Raw genomic sequence first — 21,262 nt, 5'->3', positions numbered from 1 at the left:
CCATGCCCCGCGTGTAACCACCGCACGCGCCGCTTGTCCCGCACCCCCGCGGCGCCGCACAATGGCGGGATGGCCTCCCCGCTTCCCGTCGCCTTCAACGACCCCGACCCGAGTTTCGCCGAGCTCCTCGCCGCCCGGCCGCACCTCTCCATGAACGCCCTCGACGGCCTGACCGTCGAGGAGGTGCCGCTCGCTCGCATCGCCGCCGCCGTCGGCACCCCGACCTGGGTCTATTCGGCCGGCGCCCTCCGCCGCCGCGCCCGGGCCTTGAAGGCCGCGCTCGACGGCGCCGGGCTGCGCGCCTCCGTCCATTACGCCGTCAAGGCCAATACCAGCCTCGCCGTCCTCCGCGTCCTGGCCGCCGAGGGCCTCGGCGCCGATGTCGTCTCGGAGGGCGAGCTGCGCGCCGCCCGCGCCGCCGGCATCCCCGGCGCGGCCATCGTCTTCTCCGGCGTCGGCAAGACGGAGCGCGAGCTGCGCCTCGCCCTCGCCGAGGACATCGCCCAGATCAACCTCGAGAGCGCCGAGGAGGCCGAGATGCTCTCGGCCCTCGCCGCTTCCCTCGGCCGCACCGCCCGGGTCGCCCTGCGGGTGAACCCGGACGTGGACGCCCGGACCCACGCCAAGATCACGACGGGCAAGTCCGAGAACAAGTTCGGCGTGGCGATCGACGACGCGCCCGCCCTCTATGCCCGCCTCGCCACCCTGCCGGGGCTCGAGCCGGTCGGCGTCGCCACCCATATCGGCAGCCAGATCACCTCGGGCATGGCCGCCTATCGCTCCGCCTATGCCCGCCTCGCCGAGCTGGTCCAGGCGCTGCGGGCCGCGGGGCTGCCGGTGCGGCATGTCGATTGCGGCGGCGGCCTCGGCATCCCCTACCGGGACGAGCCGGCACCGCTGCCCGAGGCCCTGGCCGGCGCCATCAAGGCCACCCTCGGCCCGCTCGGCCTACCGGTGATGCTGGAGCCGGGGCGCTGGATCGCCGGGCCGCCGGGCCTGCTGCTGGCCTCCGTCGTGCTCCATAAGCAGGGGGCAAACCGGCGTTTCCTCGTGCTGGATGCCGGCATGAACGACCTGGTCCGCCCGGCGATGTACGAGGCTTGGCACGGCATCCTGCCGGTCGGCCCGGAGGACTTCGTCGCTCCCGTCTCGCCCGCCGACGTGGTCGGCCCGGTCTGCGAGACCGGCGACACCTTTGCGCGCGGCCGCGCGTTGCCATCTCTGAAGCCCGGGGCATTGGTCGCCTTCCTCGATGCAGGAGCTTACGGCGCCGTGATGAGCAGCACCTACAACATGCGGCCGCTCGCCGCGGAGGTCATGGTGGACGGCACCCGCTTCGCGGTCACCCGCGACCGGCAATCCTATGAGGACCTGCTGGGACGCGACCGCCTGCCCGACTGGCTCGGGGGCGCGCCCTGAGCCCGCCCCTGCCTCCCGAAAGGGGGCCGGCGCCGCCGGGGAATACCCCCGAGGGCGTCGCCGCGGCGCTGCAGCGCCGGCGCCGCCTCGCGCGGCTCGCCCTCTTCTGGGAGGCCGCCTGGCCGCGCGCCTGGCCGGTCCTCGGGGCCATCGGCCTCTTCCTGATCGTCGCCCTGCTCGACCTGCCGCAGCAATTGCCGGGGCCGGTCCATATCCTGGGGCTGCTGGCCGCCTTCGGGGCGATCGGCTGGCTCGCCTGGCGCGGCTTCCGCGGATTCCGCTGGCCGGGCGAGGCCGCGGCGGAGCGGCGGATGGAGCGCATGTCGGGCCTGCGGCACCGGCCGCTCGCCGCGCTCTCCGACCGGCCGACGGGCGACGATCCGGCCGCCCTCGCCCTCTGGCGCGTGCACCAGCAGCGCGCGGCCGCGCAGATCCGCCAACTCCGCATCGGCGCGCCGCGGCCCGGCCTGCCGGCCCGCGACCCGCGCGCGCTCCGCGCCGCTGTCGGCCTCGTCGTCCTCGCCGCCTTCGTCATGGCCGGCGCCGAGGCGCCGGAGCGGCTGCGCCGCGCCTTCACGCCGGCCTTCGCCGGCCCCGTGCCGGCGCCGCCGCTGAAGCTGGAGGCCTGGGTCACCCCGCCCGCCTATACCGGCGCGGCGCCCATCTTCCTCGACCCCGCCGGCGGGGCCGCCACCGTGCCGGCCGGCAGCAAGCTGCAGGTCTCGGTCTCCGGCGGCCATGGCGGGGCGCCGGACCTGCTGCTGGACGCCGAGGCAACACCCTTCCGCGCCCTCGATGCCGCGAGCTTCGCGGCGGAGGCGATGCTGGACCATGGCGGGAAGCTGGCCATCCGGCGGGAGGGGACGGAGATCGCCCGCTGGGCGCTGGCGGTGCAGGCCGATGCGCCGCCGCGCGTCGCCTTCGCCGAGCCGCCGGGCCGCGCCCCGCGCGGCCTCGGCACGCGCCTGCCCTGGAAGGCCGAGGATGACTGGGGCCTCGCCGGGCTGCAGGCGGAGCTGCGGCTGAAGGCGCGGCCTGCGGCGGCGCCGCTGACGGTCGAGCTGCCCTTGCCGGGCGGCCAGCCGAAGCAGGCCAAGGGTGCCGCGACCCCGGACCTCTCGGCGCATCCCTGGGCCGGGCTGGAGGTCACGGCGAAGCTCGTGGCGAAGGACGGGGCGGGGCAGCAGGGCGTCTCGGAGGAGGCCGGCCTCGCCCTGCCGGAGCGCAGCTTCAACCACGCCGTCGCCAAGCGCCTGATCGCGGTGCGCAAGGCGCTGTCGCTCGAGCCGGAGCGGCGCGCGCCCGCCCGTCGGGAGCTGGAGGAGATCGCCCAGGCGCCCGAGGCCTTCGAGCACGACGTCACCACCTATCTCACCCTCCGCGCCGCGCGGACGCGGCTGCTGGTGGACCGCCGGCCGGAGGCGGTGCCGGAGGTGCAGGAGATCCTCTGGCAGGTCGCGCTGGCGCTGGAGGAGGGCCGCGACGGCCGGACCCTGCGTGCCCTGCAGCAGGCGCGGGAGGCGCTGAAGCAGGCGCTCGACCAGGCGGAGCAGCAGGACAAGGCGCGGCAGGACGCGACCGACCCGCAGCAGAAGGAACAGCAGGACGCCCAGCGCGCCGAGCTCGAGAAGCGGATCCAGGAGCTGCGCGATGCCATCCGCCAGCATTTGGAGGCGCTGGCCGAGAAGCTGCAGCGCGAGAATGCCGAGGCCATCCCCTTCGACCCGCAGTCCCGGCTGATGGACCAGAAGGAGATGGACCGGAAGACCCGCCGGATGCAGGAGGCCGCGCGCGAGGGCCGGACCGAGGACGCCAAGAAGGAGCTCGCCGAGCTCGAGGAGATGCTGAAGGCGCTGGAGGAGGGCCGCGCCCAGCGGGCCGAGAGCCCGGAGCGGCAGCAGAAGCGCGAGCGCGGCCAGCAGCAGATGGGCGTGGTCCAGGACATGGTGAAGCGCCAGTCCGAGATGCTGGACCGCAGCCATCAGCGCGCCGAGGGCGATGAGCGCGACCGCGCCGCCCGCCAGCGCCAGCAGCGCCTGAACCAGCAGCAGTTCCGCTGGCCGCCGGAGCCGCAGCAGAACGGGCAGCAGGGCCAGCCGGGGTCGCAGGAGCAGCAGGCGCAGCAGCAGGAGCGCGACCGCGACGGGCGGCAGCAGCGGGCGCTGCGCCGGGCGCTCGGCGAGCTGATGCAGCAATTCGGCGACCTGACCGGCGAGGTGCCGGAGGGACTCGGCAAGGCCGACCAGGCAATGCGGGAGGCGCAGGAGCAGCTCCGCCAGGGCGGTGATGCCCGCGACGCCCAGCAGCGCGCCCTGAAGGCGCTGCAGGAAGGCGGCAAGCAGATGGCGCAGTCCATGCAGCGCCAGTTCGGCATGAGCCAGGACGGCGATGAGGAAGGCGACCCGCAGGACATGGCGGGGGAGAACCAGCAGGGCGGCAACGGCCAGGACCAGGCCCAGGGCCAGGGCGAGGGGCGTGACCCGCTGGGGCGGCGGACGCGGGATGTGAACGGCACGGCCGACAACGGCGCCGATACGCGGGTGCCGGAGGAGGCGGAGCTGTTGCGCACGCGGCGGTTACAGGAGGAATTGCGCCGGCGCGAGGCGGAGAAGGAACGTCCGGCGGAGGAGCTGGAATATATCGATAGGCTTCTGAAGCGGTTCTGAGATACCGCGTCGCCCGGCAGGAATTCCTTAACCGTAAGTTGACTGTCAGCCGGTTTCTCTTTACCCACGGTTCACCATTCCTTGGTGAACCGCGATGGCCCTGTACACTGGCACGACCGGCAGCGACTCCGTCACGGGCGGGGCGGACAACGACACGCTGCAGGGCCTGACCGGTTCGGACACTTTGCTGGGCCTGGGCGGCAGCGACAGCCTGGATGGCGGGGCGGGCAACGATCTCCTCTATGGTGGCCTGGGCAACGACACCCTGCTGGGCGGAGACGACGCCGACACCCTCTATGGCGAGGCGGGCAACGACAGCCTGAGCGGCGGCGCCGGCAACGATTCGCTCTACGACACCCAGGGCAGCAACACGCTGCTGGGTGGCGACGGCAATGACACGATCTGGGGCGGCGCCGGGGCCACGAGCATCGATGGCGGCAGCGGCAACGACAGCATCGTCGCGGGGGCCAGCGGTACCGTGCTGGGCGGCGATGGCGACGACACCATCAGCCTGACCTATGGCGCGGTGACCATCACCGGCGGTGCCGGGCACGACACCTTCATCCTGCCGAGCTTTGTCTCCCTCACGCCGCCGATCAGCAACACGCCCGCCTTGGAAATCACCGATTTCCAGGCCGGCCCAGGGGGTGACCGGCTCGACCTCACCCAGCTTCTGACCTACGCGACCTCCGGCTATACCGGCAACAATCCCTTCGGTGACGCGGGCTATCTGCGGCTGCGCCAGGACGGCGCTGACACCTTCATCGATTTCAACAGCAGTGGCGACGGCAACAGCGCCCATTTCGCCACCCTGATCGACCTCAAGGGCGTGACCGCGTCCACCCTCACGGCCGACAACCTGGGGTTCAATCCGAACGGCGCGACGGTCGATGGCATGGCCCTGACCGGCAACGCGGCGGCCAATAGCCTGACCGGCGATGCCGGTGCCGATACGATCAGCGGCCTTGACGGCAATGACACGCTGTCGGGCCTCGGCAGCAACGACAGCCTCGATGGCGGCACAGGCAATGACCTCCTGTATGGTGGCCTGGGCAACGACACGCTGCTGGGCGGTAACGATGCCGACACCCTGTATGGCGAGGCGGGCAACGACCTGCTGAACGGCGGGGCGGGCAACGACTGGGTATTCGACTACCAGGGCAGCAACACGCTGCTGGGCGGCGACGGCAACGACACCATCTGGGCCGGTACCGAGGCCACGAGCATCGATGGCGGCAGCGGCAATGACAGCATCGCCGCGGGGTCGAACGGCACCGTGCTGGGCGGCGATGGCAACGACACCATCAGCCTGACCTATGGCGCGGTGACCATCACCGGCGGCGCCGGACGCGACACCTTCATCCTGCCTGGCTTCGTCTCGCTCACCGCGGGTGACAGCACGACGCCGCTCGTGGTCACCGACCTCCAGGCCGGCCTCGGGGGTGACCGGATCGACCTCACCCAGTTGCTGACCTACGCGACCTCCGGCTATGCCGGCGACAACCCGTTCGGTGCTCCGGGCTATCTGCGGCTGCGCCAGGTCGGTGCTGACACCTTCATCGATTTCAACAGCAACGGCGACGGCAACGGCGACCACTTCGCCGCCCTGCTCCGCCTCAAGGATGTCGCCGCGTCCGCCCTCATTGCCGACAACCTGGGGTTCAGTCCGGACGGCACGCCGGTCCCGGGCAAGACTCTGACCGGCGATGCGCAGGCCAATAGCCTGACCGGAGATTCCGGTGCCGATACGATAAGCGGCCTTGGCGGCAACGACATCCTGTCGGGCCTGGGCGGCCGAGACAGCCTGGATGGCGGGGCGGGCAGCGACCTCCTCTATGGCGGCCTGGGCAACGACACCCTGCTGGGCGGAGACGACGCCGATACCCTCTATGGCGAGGCGGGCAACGACAGCCTGAACGGCGGTGCCGGCAATGATTTGCTCTACGACACCCAGGGCAGCACCACGCTGCTGGGTGGCGACGGCAACGACACGATCTGGGCCGGTACCGAGGCCGCGAGCATCGATGGCGGCAGCGGCAACGACAGCATCGCGGCGGGGCCGAGCGGCACCGTGCTGGGCGGCGATGGCGACGACACCATCAGCCTGACCTATGGCGCGGTGACCATCACCGGCGGTGCCGGGCACGACACCTTCATCCTGCCGTACTTCGTTTCTCTGACCGCCGGCGCCACCACGACGCCGCTCGTGGTCACCGATTTCCAGGCCGGCCTCGGGGGTGATCGGCTCGACTTCACCCAGTTTCTGACCTATGCGACGACCGACTACGACGGCGGCAACCCGTTTGGCAGCGCGGGCTATTTGCGGTTGCGCCAGGACGGCGCCGACACGGTTATCGATTTCGATAGCGACGGTGGCGGCAATGGCTTCGCGGCCCTGATCCACCTCAAGGGCGTCATGCCGTCCGCCCTCACCCTCGACAATCTCGGATTCGATCCCGGCTCCCTCGATCTCAGCGGCACCGCCGGCGCGGACAGCCTTGTCGGCGGCCTGCACAACGACACGCTGACCGGTCTGGCAGGCAATGACAGTCTGACGGGCCAGGACGGCGCCGACTCGCTTTCCGGCGGTGATGGCAATGACACGCTGACGGGTGGCAATGGCAGCGACCTGCTGTCGGGCGGCAGCGGCCGGGACATCGCGCTCTTCTCCGGCACGAAGTCGCAGACGACGCTCACCCACGATGCCGACGGCTCCTGGACCGCGGTGGGGCCCGACGGCACCGACAGGCTCGCCGGCATCGAGGTCGCGCGCTTCAGCGACGGCGACCGCGCGCTGGTCGTCCCGCACGATTTCACCGGCGCCGGCACCAGCGACATCCTGTTCCGCGCCACCGATGGCGGCGTGGCGCAGTGGCAGATGGACGGCCTCACCTATGTCGGCGGCGGCAGCCTGTGGAACCCCGGCACCGCCTGGGCCATCGCCGGCCTCGGCGACCTCGATGGCGATGGCCGCGCCGACATCCTCTGGCGCCATGCGGACGGCACGCTCGCGGCCTGGCTGATGGACGGTCTCGGTGCGTCGAGCGGCAGCATCGGCGCGGCGGACAACAACTGGCGCATCCTCGGGCTCGGCGACTTCAACGGCGACGGCAGGGCCGACATCCTGTGGCAGTATGTGGACGGCACGCTGGCGCAGTGGTGGATGAACGGCACCGCGGGCGTCGGCGGCGGCGGCTTCGGCCAGGTCGACCTGGCCTGGAAGGTGGCCTCGATCGCCGACTTCAACGGCGACGGCAAGGCCGACATCCTCTGGCGCAACGCGACCGACGGCAGCCTGTCGCTGTGGCAGATGGACGGCCTCTCCGGCACGGCGGCCGACATCTGGCAGCCCGGCCTCGACTGGAGCATCGCCGGGGCGGGCGACTTCAACGGCGATGGCAAGGCCGACATCCTCTGGCGCGGCCCGGCCGGGGAACTGGTGCAGTGGTGGATGGACGGCGCCGCCTATCTCGGCGGCGGCGGCTTCGCCACGGTCTCGGCGGACTGGAAGGTCGCCAATATCAGCGACTTCAACGGCGATGGCCGCGCCGATATCCTGTGGCGCAACGACGACGGCCGCCTGGCCATCTGGGAGATGGACGGGCTGCACGCCGTCGCAACGGGCGATCTCTACAACCCGGGCACGAGCTGGACCGTGGTCTGACCCGCCGCGGCGGCCGCAGCGCCGGCGCAGCCTTCGCGTCATGAGCACGCCGCACCGCTGATGTGGCCGCCGCCGATTCAGATCTATGGCCGTTGCATTCTGCGATGGTGACTCCTGATGGCACTGTATGGCGGCACGGCCGGAGACGACACGCTTGTCGGGGGTGCCGAGGGTGACACCCTCCAGGGTCTCGGCGGGAACGACACGCTGTCCGGGCTGGACGGCGCTGATCTGCTGGACGGCGGGGCCGGGGCGGACAGCTTGGTGGGTGGCCCTGGCGATGACACGCTATTGGGCGGGGACGATGCGGACATCCTGTACGGTAATGCGGGCAATGACCTGCTCAACGGTGGGGCTGGGGACGATGTCATTTCCGATGGCTGGGGCAACGACATGCTGCAGGGCGGCGAAGGCAACGACACGCTCTCTGCAATGGCTGGCGCATCGAGCATTGATGGCGGTGCCGGCAACGACAGCATCTCCGGGGAGTGGGGCAATACCGTGTCCGGCGGCGAGGGGCGGGACACGATCGGCTTCTACTCTCTGGACAACGTCGCTGGAGCGCCACTGCTGGTCGACGATTTCCAGGCGGGCGCGGCGGGCGACCGTCTCGACTTCCGGGATCTCCTGATCTACCGCGCGACCGGCTACCGGGGAGGCGATCCTTTCGGTGCTGCCGGCTTTCTGCGGTTGCGGCAGGATGGATCCGACACGGTTTTCGATTTCGACAGCAATGGCGGCGGTGACGGCTTCGTCGCCCTGATCCGGTTGGCGGGGGTCGCCGCCAGCACCCTGATCGCTGACAACTACGGGGTTGGCCCAATCAACCGGACCGGCTCTGCCGGGGCAGACAACCTGTCGGGGCTCATCGGCAATGATACCCTGAACGGCGGTTTCGGCGACGATACGCTCGCCGGCGATGGCGGCGGCGACTGGCTCTCCGGCAACGACGGCAACGATTCGCTGCTGGGCGGCGCCGGCGCCGACATGCTGGATGGCGGCGCAGGCAACGACACCGTGCTGGGCGGTGACGACAGTGACCACCTCTATGGCAGCGAGGATGCCGACAGCCTCGTGGGTGGCAACGGGGCGGACTATCTGGAAGGCGATGGTGGTGCCGATACGCTCCTCGGCGGGGCGGGCGCTGACACCTTCAATATGGAACCGCTGAATGTTTCCGGCATCGTCGACTGGTCGACGCTGACCAGCATGGACGCCATTCCCGATTTTAGCCGGGCAGAAGGCGACAAGCTGCAGATCAGCGATGCTTGGGCGGGCGTGCCTGGCTGGTCCATCCCGGCCGATGCCGGCATCTTCCGCGCCACCTGGAACAATCCCGCGGCAACGCTTGCCCTGGTCTTCAGTGGCAGCACGAACATGCCGCAGGCAAGCCTTGCTGCTGGCCTCAGGCTGCCTTCGCAGCCGCTGAATGGCCTGGCGGCCTACCAGGTTTTCTGGGTGGAGGCTGTCGAGTCCGGCGGTGCCGCCGGTGGCTGGGTCGTGCTGGACCTGAACCGCGACAGCCTGCTTGATGCGCAGGACCTGGTCTTCCGCGTGGGCTCCGCTGCGAACCCCGTCACCATCACTGCGGCTGATTTCGTCACCGGCACCTTCGTCACGACCGGCGCGGCCATCCCGCCTTCCGGGACCACCGGCAACGATACGCTCCTGGGTGGCAGCCTGAGCGAAGCCTTCTTCGCCAGCGCGGGCGCGGATGTCTACGATGGGGACGCCGGCGCGGCCAACACGCTCAATTATCAGAGCATCACTGGCCCCGTCACCGTCATCTTCACGGGCTATGCAGCAGGGACGGTGACCAAGCCAGGAGGAAGCCAGGACCGGTTCAGCAACGTCAGCGGCGTCGTCGGCACGTACTGGGCTGATCTGTTCGACGCCAGGGCGTGGCCGGGCACGAGCTTCTTCTCAGCAACCGTCACGCCCGGCTTCGGCTCGGATACAGTCCAGGGAAATGGCACGACCGCGGTCCAGGTGAGCTACTCCACCAGCCCGGCCGCAGTGGTGATCGACCTTGCTGCGGGCACCGCAATCGACGGGTTCGGCACGGTTGACAGGCTGGTCGGCATCAATCGGATCAGTGCTACCAGCGCGTACAACGATACTGTCCGCGGGTCGGCCCAGAACGACGTCTTCCAGTCCTCCCAGAATGGCAGCAAGCTGTTCGACGGCCGCGGCGGGGACGACCAGTACAGATTCAGTGCGAGCACGGCGGTCACGATCCTGCTCGGCACCTCGCTGGACGCCGACGGCACCTGGCATGGCGTTGCGATCAAGTCCGACGGCACGGATACGCTGGTCTCGATCGAGCGCGCCCGTGGCGGCGGTGGCAATGACAGCATTCTCGGGTCCGGCGCGGACAACCGCCTCGCTGGCAATGAGGGCGCCGACACACTCGACGGCGCAGACGGCTACGATACGGTCGAATACGATACCTCGGCGTCGACGATCCTGCCGCCTGCCCCGGTGGTGCTGAACCTCGCCACCGGCACGGCCCTTGATCCCTGGGGCAACACCGACATACTCCGCAACATCGAGGCTGCCTTCGGTACCCAGCTCGGCGACGACATGACCGGCGTCGATCTCGGCGCGACGCGCAGCATGCTGCGTGGCCTGGCGGGCAACGACCTGCTGCGGGCGCCGACTGCGGGGACCAAGGTTACTGCGGACTACCTCACAGACCCGATCGGCATCCGGGCCGATCTCGAAGCCGGCCTGGTGCAGGATGGTTGGGGCGGCACCGACCAGCTTTTCGCCATCCGCTCCATCCGCGGCTCCATCTTCGCCGACACCATCGCGGGGGCGTCCGGCAACGACCTGCTCGAGGGGGCCGGCGGCGATGACCTGCTGTCGGGCGGCAGCGGCCGGGACATCGCGCTCTTCTCCGGCACGAAGTCGCAGACGACGCTCACCCACAATGCCGACGGCTCCTGGACCGCGGTGGGCCCCGACGGCACCGACAGGCTCGCCGGCATCGAGGTCGCGCGCTTCAGCGACGGCGACCGCGCGCTGGTCGTCCCGCACGATTTCACCGGCGCCGGCACCAGCGACATCCTGTTCCGCGCCACCGATGGCGGCGTGGCGCAGTGGCAGATGGACGGCCTCACCTATGTCGGCGGCGGCAGCCTGTGGAACCCCGGCACCGCCTGGGCCATCGCCGGCCTCGGCGACCTCGATGGCGATGGCCGCGCCGACATCCTCTGGCGCCATGCGGACGGCACGCTCGCGGCCTGGCTGATGGACGGTCTCGGTGCGTCGAGCGGCAGCATCGGCGCGGCGGACAACAACTGGCGCATCCTCGGGCTCGGCGACTTCAACGGCGACGGCAGGGCCGACATCCTGTGGCAGTATGTGGACGGCACGCTGGCGCAGTGGTGGATGAACGGCACCGCGGGCGTCGGCGGCGGCGGCTTCGGCCAGGTCGACCTGGCCTGGAAGGTGGCCTCGATCGCCGACTTCAACGGCGACGGCAAGGCCGACATCCTCTGGCGCAACGCGACCGACGGCAGCCTGTCGCTGTGGCAGATGGACGGCCTCTCCGGCACGGCGGCCGACATCTGGCAGCCCGGCCTCGACTGGAGCATCGCCGGGGCGGGCGACTTCAACGGCGATGGCAAGGCCGACATCCTCTGGCGCGGCCCGGCCGGGGAACTGGTGCAGTGGTGGATGGACGGCGCCGCCTATCTCGGCGGCGGCGGCTTCGCCACGGTCTCGGCGGACTGGAAGGTCGCCAATATCAGCGACTTCAACGGCGATGGCCGCGCCGATATCCTGTGGCGCAACGACGACGGCCGCCTGGCCATCTGGGAGATGGACGGGCTGCACGCCGTCGCAACGGGCGATCTCTACAACCCGGGCACGAGCTGGACGGTGGTCTGACCCGCCGCAGCAGCCTCAGCGTCGGCGCAGCGCCGGCGCCAGCTCGCGCTCGAAGAACTCGATGAAGCCGGCCTGCTGCGGCCCGACCTGGGTCAGGATGATGTGGTCGTAGCCGGCCTCGATGAACTTCGTGATGGATTGCAGGTGCACCTCCGCCGAGGGGCCGCAGGTCACCTGCTGCGCCACCACCTCCGGCGTCACGTGCTTCGTCGCCGCTTCGAAGCCGCGGGTATTCGGCAGTTCCGCCTGCACCGCCCAGCCGGTGACGGACCAGCGGAACAGGCGGTGCGCGGTCTGTCGCGCCTCATCCTCCGTCGGCGCCCAGCACATCGAGACCTCGGCGAAGCGCGGGCCCTCGCCGCCGACTGAGCGGAAGGCCTCGACCAGCTCCGGCTTCGGCTCCGTCGCCACCAGCGCGTCGCCCTTGCGGCCGGCCAGCCGCGCCGCCTCCGGCCCGCCGGCGGCGACGGCCACCAACGGCTTCTTCGCCGGCCGGTCGTAGAGCCGCGCCTGGTCCAGGGTGAAATAGGCGCCGCGGTAATTGGTCAGCTCGCCCTCGAGCAGCCCCTGGATGATGTCGAGCGCCTCCGAGAACCGCTCGTGCCGCTCGCCGAGGCCCGGCCAGCCCTCGCCCACCACATGCTCGTTCAGCCGCTCCCCGGCGCCGAGGCCGAGGACGAAGCGGTCCCCGCTCAGCAGGGCGATGGTCGCCGCGGCCTGGGCGATGATCGCCGGGTGGTAGCGCATGATCGGGCAGGTCACGGCCGTCATCAGCCCAATGCGCGAGGTCGCCTGGGCGCAGGCGCCGAGCACCGACCAGGCGAAGGGCGCATGGCCCTGCTCCTCCACCCAGGGGGAGAAGTGGTCGGAGATGGCGGCGAGGTCGAAGCCGGCCTGCTCTGCCCGGACCAGGTTGCGGACCAGGTCCTGCGGGCCGTGCTCCTCGGACATCAGCTTGTAGCCGAGCTTGATCATGCGGGACGCTCCGTCGGGGGGTGCCGGCCCAACGCGGCGCGCCCGCGAATGTTCGTGGGCGCCCACCCGGCTTCACCCTTCCGCAAACCCGCCTCGCCTAACCCTGGGGCGCGGCCGGCCCCGGTGGCCGCGGGCGGAGGGCGATGGCAACCCGGAACGGCACCAGCGGCGACGACCTGCTGACAGGCACCGCCGGCGCGGATTCCCTGGCGGGCCTCGCCGGGAGCGACACGCTCTCCGGCGGCACCGGCGCCGATACGCTCGATGGCGGCGCCGGCCGCGACCGGGCCATCCTCGACCTTGGCGCGGAGACGGCATCGCTCGATGTCGTGATGCTCGACCCGGCCTTCACCACCCGGGTCGGCGGCGCGCGGCTGACGGGGGTGGAGGCGCTCTGGCTCACCGCCGGCAGCGGCAACGATAGCCTCACCGGACTCGGCGGCGCGGATTCCTTCGCCGGCGGCGCGGGCGCGGACCTGCTGCAGGGCGGCGCGGGGAACGACACGCTCGCGGGCGGGGAAGGGGCGGATACGCTGCTCGGCGGCGCCGGCGCGGATTCGCTCATCGGCGGCACGGGCGCGGACCGCTTCGTGCTGCAGGGCGTGGCCGGCGTCGAATCCACCCTCTCGGCCATGGACCGCCTGCCGGACTTCAAGGCGGCGGAGGGCGACCGCCTGGTGCTGCGCGGCCAGCCCGTCGGGTCCGGGCTGATGCTGCTGGCGAACGGCGTCTGGGGCCTGCCCGGCCAGGCGCCGCTGCCCATCGGCTGGGGCGGCAGCCTGCCCGCCGTGGCGGCGCCAAGCCTCGGCATGGCGCTGCCGGACCCGACCGGCGGCGCCGCCTTCCTGATGCGCTGGCTGCCCGATGCCGCCGGGCAGGGCGGCTGGCTGGTGCTGGATGCCGACCGCGACGGCAGCCTCGGCGCCGCGGACCTGGTGGTGCGGATCGGGGTGCCGCGCGGCACGGCAATCACCGCGGCGGATTTCCTCGCCGGCAGTTTCTCCGTCGTCGGCACCACCGGCGCCGATGCCCGCAGCGGCACGGCCGGGGCGGACCGCATCTTCGGCCTCGCGGGCAACGACACCCTGGCCGGCCAGGACGGCAACGACACGCTGGAGGGCGGCGCGGGCAACGACAATCTCGGCGGCGGCAACGGCTTCGACAGCCTCACGGGCGGGGAGGGCGACGACACCCTGGCCGGCGGCGCCGGGCCGGATGCGCTGGTCGGCGGCACGGGCAATGACCGGCTGGATGGCGGCACGGGCGACGACCTGCTGCAGGGCGGCACCGGGAACGATGCCCTGCTGGGCGGCGACGGCAATGACAGCCTGGAGGGCGGGCCGGGCGCCGATACCCTGCAGGGCGGCACCGGGGCCGATACCCTGCTGCTGCAGGCGATGGGGGAGGCCGCCTGGTCCACCCTCGCGGCCATGGACCAGGTGATGGGCTTCATCGCGGCGGAGGGCGACCGCCTCCGGGTCAGCGATGCCTGGGCCGGATCCGCGGATGGCAGCGGCGCCGATCTCGGGACCTATGCCGGTCAGGACGGCGTCGCGCGCGCCCTGCTCTGGGGCGGGGTCACCCGGCCGCTGGCGGCGCTGCCCGCCGGCACCGCGCTGCCGGCGCAGCCGACCGGCGCGACGGGTGCTTACCAGGTCTTCTGGGCACCGGCGATGGCCGGCGGCACCACCCCGGCCGGCGGCTGGCTGGTCCTCGACCTCGACCGGGACGGTAAAGTCGGCGCGGCCGATCTCGTGGTCCGGATCGGCTCGACGGCGGAGCCCGTCTCGATTGGGCCGGAGGATTTCGTCGCCGGCACCTTCCTCTCCCTCCTCCGTCCTGGGGTGCAGCGGACAGGGACGGCGGGCAACGACACGCTCGCGGGCGGCAGCCTGGCCGAGAGCTTCCAGGGCAGCGCCGGCAGCGACCGCATCGCGGGCGGCGCGGGCGCGCCCAACGCACTGAGCTATGCCGGTCTGACGGGCAGCGTCTCCCTCACCCTCTCGGCCTATGGCACGGGAAGCGTCAGCAAATCGGCCGGCGGCGCCGATACGCTCTCCGGCGTCCAGTCCTTCACCGGGACGGCGGGCGCCGACCGACTGGATGCTGCGGCCGCCGGCAGCGGCCTCTTCGTCACCAGCCTGGAGGGGCGGGAAGGCAACGACACGCTCATCGGCAACGGCACCGCCGCCGTCCAGGCGAGCTATGCCGCGAGCCCAGGCTCGGTGCTGGTCGATCTCGCGGCCGGGACGACGCAGGACGGCTGGGGCGGCACCGACCGCCTCGTGAACATCCGCCGGGTCGCCATCACCTCCGGCTGGAACGACACGGTGCTCGGCTCGGCCGGGGACGACGTCATCATCTCCGGCGCCTGGGGCTGGCATACGGTCGATGGCCGTGGCGGCACCAATGAATGGCGCTATGCCGGCACCGGCGATGTGGTCATCAACCTCACCGTGGGTGCCGCCTACAAGGCGGCGGGTACCGATGGCTATCGGCACATGGACGTGCTGGCGAATATCCAGGCCGTCGCGGGCGGGGCCGGGAACGACAACATCTACGGCTCCCCGGGCAATGACCGCCTGGCCGGCGCCGCGGGCAACGACACGCTCGACGGCGCGGCCGGGCTGGACACCGTCGCCTACGACGTCATCGCCCCCGGCAGCGACCTGCCGCTGCATGGGGCGGTGGTGGACCTGACGGCCGGGGTGGCGACCGATCCCTGGGGCGGGCAGGACGTCCTCCGCAATGTCGAGAATGCCTGGGGCTCCCGCCTCGGCGACGACCTGACCGGCCGGGCCGTCGCCGGGACCAATACCTTCCTCCGCGGCCTCGCCGGCGACGACACGCTGCGCGGGCCGGCGCCGGGCACCATGGTGATGGCGGACTATTCCGGCGACCCGGCCGGCGTCTCGGTCGATCTCGCCGCCGGCACGGCGCGGGATGGCTGGGGCGGGACGGACCGGCTGGTCTGGATCGATCATGCCCGCGGCACGCCCTTCGACGACCGCCTCGTCGGGAATGCCGGCGGCAATAACCTGCAGGGCGGCGCCGGGCGGGACACGCTGCTGGGCGATGCGGGCAACGACACCTTGATCGGCAATGCGGGCAACGACCTGCTGGATGGGGGGCCGGGGACCGATATCGCGGTCATTCCCTATGCCAGGGCCCGCACCACCCTGACCCGGCAGGCCGACGGGTCCTGGATCGCGGTGGGGCCGGAGGGCACGGACACGCTCATCGGCATCGAGCGGGTCCGCTTCACCGATGGCGACGTGGTGCTCTGGTAGGGTTCACCCCGGCTCGAGCCGCAGGATCCGCCCGCGGGTCTCGTCCGTCAGCAGGTAAAGCAGCCCGTCCGGCCCCTGCACCACCTGCCGCAGCCGGGTCCGGTTCCAGAGCAGCCTTTCCTCACCCGTCACCCGGTCGCCCTCGGTCGAGAGCCGCACCAGGCCGGGCGGGTTCAGCGCCGCGACGAAGAGGCTGCCGCGCCAGGCCGGGAGGGCGCTGCCGGTATAGAAGGCTATGCCGGAGGGGCTGACGGAGGGCACCCACCAGTGGACCGGCTCCTCCAGGTCAGGGCGCGACGTGCCCTCTCCGATCCTGCTGCCGTCATAGTCCACGCCCTTGGTGACGATCGGCCAGCCATGGTTCCGGCCGGGCTTCAGCACGTTGATCTCGTCGCCGCCGCGGGCGCCGAACTCGGCCTCCCAGAGGCTGCCGGTCCAGGGATTGAAGGCGAGGCCCTGCGGGTGCCGGTGGCCGAGGGTGAAGATCTCGGGCCGCACGCCCGGCCTGCCGACGAAGGGGTTGTCCGGCAGCGCCGCGCCGTCGCGGCCGAGGCGCAGCACCTTCCCGGCCAGGTCGTCCAGGCCCTGGGCACGCATCTTGGTCACGAAGCGGTCGCCGGTGGAGAGGAAGAGCGCGCCGTCCCGCCCGAAGACGATGCGGCAGCCGAAGTGGTTGCGGCCGCTCTCCTGCGGCGGCGTCGCGTCGAGGATGGGCGTCGCCCCCTCCAGCGCCGTCGCATCCGGGGCGAGCCGGGCGCGCACCAGCCGGGTCAGGGCACCGCCCTGCACCAGCGCCGACTGGCAGAGATAGACCTCCCGCGTCGTGGCGAAATCGGGCGCGAGGGCGACGTCCAGCAGCCCGCCCTGGCCGCGCGCCTCGACCTCCGGCACGCCGGCGAGCGGCGGGGAGACCTGCCCGTCCTTGCCGACCAGCCGCAGCCGGCCAGGGCGCTCGGTCACCAGCAGGCGGCCATCCGGCAGGAAGGCGGCGCCCCAGGGGTGGTCGAGGCCGGTGGCGAAGTCGGCGACCCGGAAGGGCAGGGGCTGCGCCCGGGCGGCGCCGGCGAGCAGCAGCAGGGCGAGGAGAAGCAGTCGGGCCATGCCGGCCAGATGGGGCGCGCCGCCGGCCATGCCACGGGGCCGCGCCTGGAAAGTTCCTGCCCGGGCCGCCCCGGGCAGGACGTCAGTCCCGGTCAGCCGATATGCCCGGCGATCCAGTCCTTCATCTGCCCCTTCGGCGAGGCGCCGACCTTGGTGTCCAGCAGCTTGCCGTCCTTGAAGAGCAGCATGGTTGGGATGCCGCGCACCGAATACTCGTTCGGCGTCATCGGGTTCTCGTCGATGTTCACCTTGGCGATGGTGAGCTTGCCCTCGTACTCCTTGGCGAGGTCGTCGAGGATCGGGGCGACCATGCGGCAGGGGCCGCACCACTCCGCCCAGAAATCGACCAGCACGGCGCCCTCGGCCTCGAGCACGTCCTGCTTGAAGCTGTCGTCGGTGACGGCCTTGGTGAGTTCGCTCATCGGATCCTTGCCTCGCTCGGCGGGGCGGGGCCGCCCCATTGTCGCCACAAGGTCGGGTGGCGCGGGTCGCCGGTCAAGGATGGGCTGCTGCGGGGCGCCGCAGGATCGGCGTGGTCGGGGCGGGGTGCCGATCCCGGGACCCTGGCGGGACAATGACTTGGGCGCGGCAGCCATGCCCTGCCGCGCGGCCGTCATGCGTCCGGCGCGTGCTCGTCCAGGAGATCCCCCGGCAGGAGCATGAGGCGCGCGCCATAGGTCCAGACCAGGGCGCAGTCCACGGCGCGGCCGGGGAAGGCCTGGCGCAGCACCGCGCGATAGGCCGCCATCTGCCGGAGATAGAGGGGCGCGACCTGCTCCGGCGCCGCGGGCGGCGGGCGGTTGGTCTTGTAGTCCAGCACCAGCACCCGGTGCGGCTCCACCACCAGCCGGTCCACCTGGCCGGCGACCAGCTTGCCGTTCACCCGCCCGGCAATCGGCGCCTCGGCCAGGCTGCCCGGCGCGAAGGCCGCCGCCGCCTCGGGCGCCGCGAGCAGGGCGAGCACCTCCTCGGCCGTCTCCGCCTGCTCCTCCGCGCTCAGGCCATGGCCGGGTCGGGCGAGGAAGCGCCGCGCGGCCTCCTCCCGCTCCGCCTCCGGCCGCTCCGGCAGGTGCTGCAGCAGGGCGTGGATGACCCGGCCGCGGCGGAAGCGGCGGCCGGTCGGGTCGCGCTCGCCATGCGGGGCGGCGGCGGGCGTCTCCGTCTCGCCCGGCAGGGCGGAGGGACTGAGGGCGAGTTCGGCGGCCTCGGGCGGCGCCGGGCGGGTCGCCCAGTCCGGCAGCGGGCCGGCCTCGTCATGCGCCGCGGCGACCGCCTCCGGGACGGGATCGACGGTCTGATCGCATGCCGCCTGCCACAGCACGCAGTCGCCGAAGTCGCAGGCGGCGGGGGCGCCGAAGCGGGCATGCTCGAAGGGCGCCTCGGCCGCGCCCTCCATGCGGCGGAAGCCGGCGGCGACATGCAGGTACCACTCGCCGGGCTCCTTGCCCCAGCCGCAGACCAGCAGCCGGTCCTCGGCGCGGGTCAGCGCCACATAGAGCAGCCGGTTCTCCTCCTGCTGCCGCCTGGCATCGTCGCGCGCCTTGGCCTCGAGGAAGGCCTGGGCGTGGAAGCTCTTGTTCGGCGCCCAGAGCGGCAGGTGCATCCCGTCGCCTTCCCTTGATTGGGCCGGCGATTCACGCCCCGAGGCTGACGCCTCGGGACGATCGCAGGCCAGCCAGCGGATCGCCTCGTTGCCCGTGCCGCTGCCGACATCGGGCAGGATGACGATGGGCGCCTGCAATCCCTTGGCGTTGTGCACGGTCATGATGCGGACGGCATCGCCGGCCGCCTCGGCCTCCCGCTTCACCTCGGCGCCGCCCTGGCGCAGCCAGTGCAGGAAGCCCTGCAGGCTGGGCGGGTGCTTGCGCTCATAGGTCAGGGCGGCGTTCAGCAACTCGTCCAGCACGTCGGCGGCCTCGTGGCCCAGCCGCGCCAGCAGCCGCGCCCGGCCGGTGCGGCCATCCATGGAGGACTCGCCCAGCACCTCCGCCAGCAGCGCATGCGGCGAGACGAGGTCGGCGCGGGCCGAGAGCCGCGCCAGCCAGGCCGCGGCGCGTGCCTCCGTGCCACCGGCCGCCTCGTCGCGCCGCGCCATCAGCGCGCCCCAGAGGCTGCCCTTGCGGCCATGGGCGAGGGCGAGCAGCGCCTCCTCGGAGAGGCCAATCAGCGGGCTCTTCAGCAGCGCCGCGAGCTGCAGGTCGTCCTCCGGCAGCAGCAGCACGTCGCAGAGGGCGAGCAGGTCCATGACCGCGATGTGCTCGACCAGCTTCACGCGCGTGACGCCCGCGACCGGCACCTGCCGCGCCTTCAGCGCCCGCACCAGCAGCGGGACGAGTGCGACATTGGCCTGCTTGCGCAGCAGCACCAGCACGTCGCCGGCGCGCACGCTCCGGCCGCGCGCCTCCAGCCGCTCGGTGCGGATCATGTGGTCGATGCGGGCGGCGAGGGCTTCCGCCATCAGCGCCTCGGCGCTGGCGACGCGCTGCGGCTCCTCCGGCACCTCCCAGGGCATGGGCGTCGGCGTCTCGGCCGGGCGCAGCAGGGGCCAGAGCTCGACACGGCCGGCATGGCCGATTCGGTCGGGCAGGTGGCGCAGCACCTGTCCCTCGGCCACCACGCCGTCGCGCGCCGCGCCTTCCGCGAAGACTGCGTCCACCAGGGCGAGGACCGGCGCGGTGGAGCGGAAGGAGACGTCGAGCTGCACCTCGCGGAACTCGCCGCCGCCGGCCGCGACATGCCGGCTGTAATGCCCCTGCCATGTCGAGAAGCCGGCGCTGTCCGCGCCCTGGAAGCCGTAGATCGCCTGCTTGATGTCGCCGACGGCGAAGACCGTGCGGCGCGGCGCCGGCGTCTCCACCGCCGCGGCGGAGAGGGAGCGGAGCCGCCCGCGCTCGGCGCCCTCGCCCGAGAAGAACTCGTTGGTCAGCGCCGCGGCGATGCCCCATTGCGCGGGATTGCTGTCCTGCGCCTCGTCCAGCAGGACGTGATCCAGGCCGCCATCGAGCTTGTAGAGCACCCAGGCGCTGCCCGGGTCCTCCAGGATCCGGCGGACATGGTCGATCAGGTCGCCATAGCCGAGCATGCCCGCGCTGCGCTGGCGCGCGCGGTAGCGGTCGAGCACCGGCGCGGCGAGCGCCAGCAGCGCCCCGGTCGCGGCGGCGAGGCGACAGGCTGCGCGCTGCTGCTCGATCCGCAGCAGCCGCTCGCCTTCGGCGACCAGCGCCGCCACCACCTCGGCATGCCGCGTGCCGACGCTCTTCGTGGCGAGGCCGGTCGCCGCGCGCACCGTGCCCTCCTTGGTGTGGAAGAAGGCGCACCAGTCCGCGAATTGCCCGGCGCGCGTCGGCCCGTCCGCCTCGATCCAGGCGATCAGCCGCTCGGCGCGCTTGCGGTCGTTCTCGTTCTTGCTTGCGCCCAGCAGGCTCGCCGCCATGCGCAGCGGCCCCTCCTCCACCGCGCAGGCCTCGGTGATCACCTCGGCCTCGTCCAGGCTGTCCGGCGCGCCGAGCGCGGCGGCGAGGCGCAGGCGCAGCCCCGCGATGCCGTTGCAGCCATCGAGGCAGCGCGTGAGCTTCTCGCGTGCCGTGTCGGCCAGCAGCGCGCGCGTTACCTCGGCGAAGGTGTCGGCGGAGGCGATGCCGGCGAGCAGCGCCAGTTCGCGCGCCATGGCCTCGGCCTGGGCGAGGACCGCCTCCCGCGCCTCGGCCAGCATGGCGTTGCTGTCCTGCTCCTCAAGGACGGCGAATTGCGGCGGGAGATCCGCTTCCAGCGGGAAGCTGCGCAGCAGCGACTGGCAGAAGGCATGGATGGTGGAGATGCGCATGCCGCCAGGCATCTCCAGCACCTCGACCAGCAGGCGGCGGGCGCGGCCGATCCGCCGCGCATCGGGCTCCGCGCCGGTCAGCCGGGCGATCTCGCGGGCCAGCCGCGCTTCCTCCCACACCGTCCATTCACCCAGGCGCCGTCGCAGCCGCGACTGCATCTCGGCCGCCGCGGCGCGGGTGAAGGTGAGGCAGAGGATGCGCCCCGGCACCTGGTCGGGGTCGAGCAGCAGCCGCAGCACGCGGTCGATCAGCACCTTGGTCTTGCCGGAGCCGGCCGAGGCGCCGACCCAGGCGGAGACCAGCGGGTCGGAGGCCGCGCGCTGCTGCTGCTCGGCGCGCTGGCGGGCGATGAGGGAGCCGCTCATCGGCGCGGCCCTACCATGGCCGGCCGCCCGGCGCGAGCATTCCCGCCCCGGCGGAACAGGGGGA

Annotated in this window: 9 protein-coding genes; 5 read left to right on the top strand and 4 right to left on the bottom strand. The window is 72.2% G+C overall.

The genetic code is table 11. The features are described 5' to 3' along the window. Positions 1–69: 69 nt before the first annotated feature. From lysA to Q7A36_RS06830, 4 genes are all read left to right on the top strand, one after another. Positions 70–1,419, top strand: coding sequence for a diaminopimelate decarboxylase (gene lysA, locus Q7A36_RS06845; RefSeq protein WP_305103076.1), 1,350 nt, complete (start codon positions 70–72; stop codon positions 1,417–1,419). Continuing rightward, positions 1,398–4,085 carry a DUF4175 domain-containing protein gene (locus Q7A36_RS06840; RefSeq protein WP_370655640.1) on the top strand — a complete coding sequence of 896 codons (2,688 nt, stop codon included), beginning with the start codon at positions 1,398–1,400 and terminating at the stop codon, positions 4,083–4,085. Before lysA ends, Q7A36_RS06840 begins: the two co-directional genes overlap by 22 nt. A gap of 94 nt (positions 4,086–4,179) precedes the next feature. After that, positions 4,180–7,749, top strand: a complete 3,570-nt coding sequence (locus tag Q7A36_RS06835; protein WP_305102919.1) for an FG-GAP-like repeat-containing protein — start codon at positions 4,180–4,182, stop codon at positions 7,747–7,749. Between the two features lie 117 nt (positions 7,750–7,866). Next, positions 7,867–11,643, top strand: a complete 3,777-nt coding sequence (locus Q7A36_RS06830; protein ID WP_305102918.1) for an FG-GAP-like repeat-containing protein — start codon at positions 7,867–7,869, stop codon at positions 11,641–11,643. Between the two features lie 15 nt (positions 11,644–11,658). Here the strand turns inward: Q7A36_RS06830 and Q7A36_RS06825 are convergent, their stop codons facing one another. Next, the gene (locus Q7A36_RS06825) at positions 11,659–12,618 is read right to left on the bottom strand and encodes a TIGR03557 family F420-dependent LLM class oxidoreductase (RefSeq protein WP_305102917.1); all 960 of its coding nucleotides are present in this window, start codon (positions 12,616–12,618) and stop codon (positions 11,659–11,661) included. Between the two features lie 143 nt (positions 12,619–12,761). Between Q7A36_RS06825 and Q7A36_RS06820 the strand changes: the two genes are divergently transcribed. Beyond that, a complete protein-coding gene (locus Q7A36_RS06820; protein ID WP_305102916.1) occupies positions 12,762–15,908 on the top strand; it encodes a calcium-binding protein in 3,147 nt (1,048 codons plus the stop codon). Positions 15,909–15,911: 3 nt separating this feature from the next. On the opposite strand, the gene Q7A36_RS06815 is transcribed toward Q7A36_RS06820, so the two are convergent. From Q7A36_RS06815 to addA, 3 genes are all read right to left on the bottom strand, one after another. After that, the gene (locus Q7A36_RS06815) at positions 15,912–17,009 is read right to left on the bottom strand and encodes a PQQ-dependent sugar dehydrogenase (protein WP_305102915.1); all 1,098 of its coding nucleotides are present in this window, start codon (positions 17,007–17,009) and stop codon (positions 15,912–15,914) included. 92 nt (positions 17,010–17,101) lie between these two features. Next, positions 17,102–17,431 carry a thioredoxin TrxA gene (gene trxA / locus Q7A36_RS06810; protein WP_305102914.1) on the bottom strand — a complete coding sequence of 110 codons (330 nt, stop codon included), beginning with the start codon at positions 17,429–17,431 and terminating at the stop codon, positions 17,102–17,104. 191 nt (positions 17,432–17,622) lie between these two features. After that, positions 17,623–21,198, bottom strand: a complete 3,576-nt coding sequence (gene addA / locus Q7A36_RS06805) for a double-strand break repair helicase AddA (protein WP_305102913.1) — start codon at positions 21,196–21,198, stop codon at positions 17,623–17,625. Between the last annotated feature and the right edge of the window lie 64 nt (positions 21,199–21,262).

It is taken from the genome of Paracraurococcus lichenis (assembly GCF_030657435.1).
Lineage (GTDB): Bacteria > Pseudomonadota > Alphaproteobacteria > Acetobacterales > Acetobacteraceae > Paracraurococcus > Paracraurococcus lichenis.
This window is presented reverse-complemented; position numbering and strand designations above follow the sequence as displayed.